Below are 2,703 nucleotides of genomic sequence, written 5' to 3'. Positions count from 1 at the left end.
GATCGCTGCACCGCGACGTCGGGATCTGTGGGAGCACTTGAACGTGCGTGAGATGGGGACTCGACCGCCATGGATCAAAGGTAGTTCACCCGGGATTCGACGGTGCGTACGCTTCGCCGGTCAGGCAGTATCTCAGGCATGGACGACGACGCATTCGACGTACCTGTACGGGGTGACGCGATCAGGCTCGGTCAGTTCTTGAAATTGGCGAACCTCATCGAGTCCGGAGCCGAGGCGAAGGAGGTCATCTCCGACGGTCTCGTCACGGTGAACGGCGATGTGGAAACACGCAGAGGTCGACAGTTGATAGTCGGCGACGTGATCTCTCTGGGCGACGCATCGGCGCGGGTCACCGAGGGGTGACCGGCGACCTGCTCACGCAGTCAGTCGCTTGAGCTCCGCCGCGGTGACGAGGCGTTCGGCCTCTGCGGGGAATCGCGGCGCCTCACGATGGCGGCCGAGTCGGCCGCCTGTGATGGCACTCAGCATTGAGTGTCGACGGGGTGTCTGGAACGTTGCTGCCAGCTTCATGACGATACGTTTCCTGCGTCAGAACGGATTCGATCTTTACTATCTTGTAGTGCCGACTGCGTCGGCGCAACCTCACCCTTCGTATCGATCGTCACACAGGATTCGTTACCAGTCAGAGACCGACGCGCGGTTCAGCCCAATCCGGCGAGAAACTGATGTGCCCATTCCACGGCCGTCACACCTGGCTTGACCTCGAAACGTCCGTAGTCGCCGTGTGAACCCGACTGCAAGAACCGGTTGAACTCGATGATCTGCTGCCGCGCTCGAGCGTTGCTCAGCTCGTTGACGACGTTGCCCGGCCCGCCCCTGGTCAGCATCTCGTTGACGATTGCCCCCGCCTCGGCCTGATACTGGCCGACCTGGCTGGGCGTCGGATCACTGGTTTCAGCGAGGTAGCCGATCACGCGCGTCACGTAGTACTCACGCGGCACGTTGCAGTAGAGATCCTTGGGCGCGCAAATGGTGAAGGCGCGCGGCAGCACGTAGCCCATGCCGTCAAGGCGTGGCCCGCCGCTACCCTGCCCGGCTAGGGGCGGCCCGACCAGGTTGTCTTTCGACGACCGCCGAGGGTCTGCGATCAGCACGACTCCCGCGACCTGCTGCGGACGGATCTTCTCGCGGCCGGTACCGATCTCCGACGCGACGTCGCCCGCGGCGTCGGCACCCTGGCTGTAACCGGTGAGCGCGATCTTGGTGCCCGGGCAACGCTTGAGCATCTCCAGGGCAAGACCCTTGGTATTGGCTACGGCCTGTGCCTTCGACTTTCCGTAGATGGCGCTCTCCCACGGGAACGCCGTGGCGTCGTAGCCGACATAGGAGACCTTGGTGTCAGGCCCGAGATTCGATGTGACGGAACCGAGCAGACCTGGTCCGTCCGACCATGTGCCGGGTATTGCCAACACGTACACCTTGGGGCACGGTCCCGGCGCGGCCGATGCCGACCCCGCCGATGCAACCCCGACGCCACACGCCGCCAACACCACCGCAACTGCGATCCCAAGAAGCCTGCGCACTGACCTGTACCTCCACGAACACGTATCCGCGACACGATCGCCGCGATCCAACCCACAGAGTGTAGGCAGGGATGCACCCATCCGGCAGCGTCGTCTCACCGAACTCTCATAGAACGTTTGTCTACAGAGTCGAGTGATCCGACACATGAGGAGGCCCACGATGGTCGACGTCTCGCGCACCTTCACTGTCCGACAGCCGCGTGAGGTGATCGTCGCCTACCTGCGCGACTTCTCCCACGCCGAGGAATGGGACCCGGGGACAGTGGAATGCACGCAGGAGGACAACGCCCCGATCGCACTTGGCACGCGTTGGCACAACAAGTCGAAGCTCTTCGGAATCTCGACCGAGCTGACCTACGAACTGACGCGCGACGACCCCGACCACGTCGTGTTCTCCGGCTCCAACAAGACCGCCACGACGTCGGACGACCTCTCGTTCACCGACCTCGGCGACGGAACGACGAGCGTCACCTACCGCGCGCTCGTCGACTTCCACCGCTTCAAGCTGATCGGCGAACCCCTCTTCAGCTTCATCTTCGGCCGCCTCGCCGACTCGGTGCCCACTCAGATGACGAGCGTGCTCGAGAAGCTCTGAGCGCCCCCAACCGCTGGTCGAGCGGCCTCCGTCGCTGGTCGAGCTTGTCGAGACCACGCTGGTCGAGCTTGTCGAGACCACCCGCCGCTGGTCGAGCCGTCCCGCTGGTCGAGCTTGTCGAGACCACGCTGGCCGAGCGCCCCAACCGCTGGTCGAGCTTGTCGAGACCACCGCTGGTCGAGCGCTCTACGTCGCTGGTCGAGCCTGTCGAGACCACCGCTGGTCGAGCGCTCCACGTCGCCGGCCGAGCGCCCCACCCCGCTGGTCGAGCCGACCCGCTGGTCGAGCTTGTCTAGACCACCCAGCGGGGCAGGTCAGCGCTGCGCGACCTGCGTCGGCACGATCGGGGCGGGCAGATCCGACGCGCCCGCGAGGTACCGGTCCGCGGCGGCCGCAGCCGAGCGACCCTCCGCGATGGCCCACACGATCAGCGACTGTCCGCGCCCGGCATCGCCCGCGACGTACACGCCCTCCTGCCCGATGGCAGCGAAGTCGTTGTCGCGCTTGATGTTGCCGCGCTGGTCGTATTCGACGCCCAGCTTGTCGAGCAGGTCGACGCGCTCA

The 2,703-nt window shown here is 65.0% G+C and carries 4 protein-coding genes and 1 pseudogene; 2 read left to right on the top strand and 3 right to left on the bottom strand.

The annotated features are described in order from the left end of the window. Positions 1-138: 138 nt before the first annotated feature. Positions 139-363, top strand: a complete 225-nt coding sequence (locus A5777_RS07110; RefSeq protein ID WP_064862130.1) for an RNA-binding S4 domain-containing protein — start codon at positions 139-141, stop codon at positions 361-363. Between the two features lie 12 nt (positions 364-375). Here A5777_RS07110 and A5777_RS24990 read toward each other — a convergent pair whose 3' ends face one another. Further along, the gene (locus A5777_RS24990) at positions 376-531 is read right to left on the bottom strand and encodes a hypothetical protein (RefSeq protein WP_197501426.1); all 156 of its coding nucleotides are present in this window, start codon (positions 529-531) and stop codon (positions 376-378) included. A 131-nt stretch (positions 532-662) separates the two neighbouring features. Beyond that, positions 663-1,526 (bottom strand): cutinase family protein, encoded by an 864-nt coding sequence (locus A5777_RS07105; protein WP_231894619.1) that lies wholly within the window; start codon positions 1,524-1,526, stop codon positions 663-665. Positions 1,527-1,704: 178 nt separating this feature from the next. Here A5777_RS07105 and A5777_RS07100 point away from each other — a divergent pair, with 178 nt between their 5' ends. Next, positions 1,705-2,139, top strand: a complete 435-nt coding sequence (locus tag A5777_RS07100; protein ID WP_064862128.1) for an SRPBCC family protein — start codon at positions 1,705-1,707, stop codon at positions 2,137-2,139. 314 nt (positions 2,140-2,453) lie between these two features. Here the strand turns inward: A5777_RS07100 and gltD are convergent. Next, positions 2,454-2,703: pseudogene (gene gltD, locus A5777_RS07090) on the bottom strand (glutamate synthase); the annotation flags it as partial.

Origin of the sequence: Gordonia sp. 852002-10350_SCH5691597 (genome assembly GCF_001665715.1) — a bacterium.
GTDB lineage: Bacteria > Actinomycetota > Actinomycetes > Mycobacteriales > Mycobacteriaceae > Gordonia > Gordonia sputi.
The sequence above is the reverse complement of the archived record's forward strand: the minus strand, read 5'-3'. Positions and strand labels throughout refer to the sequence as shown.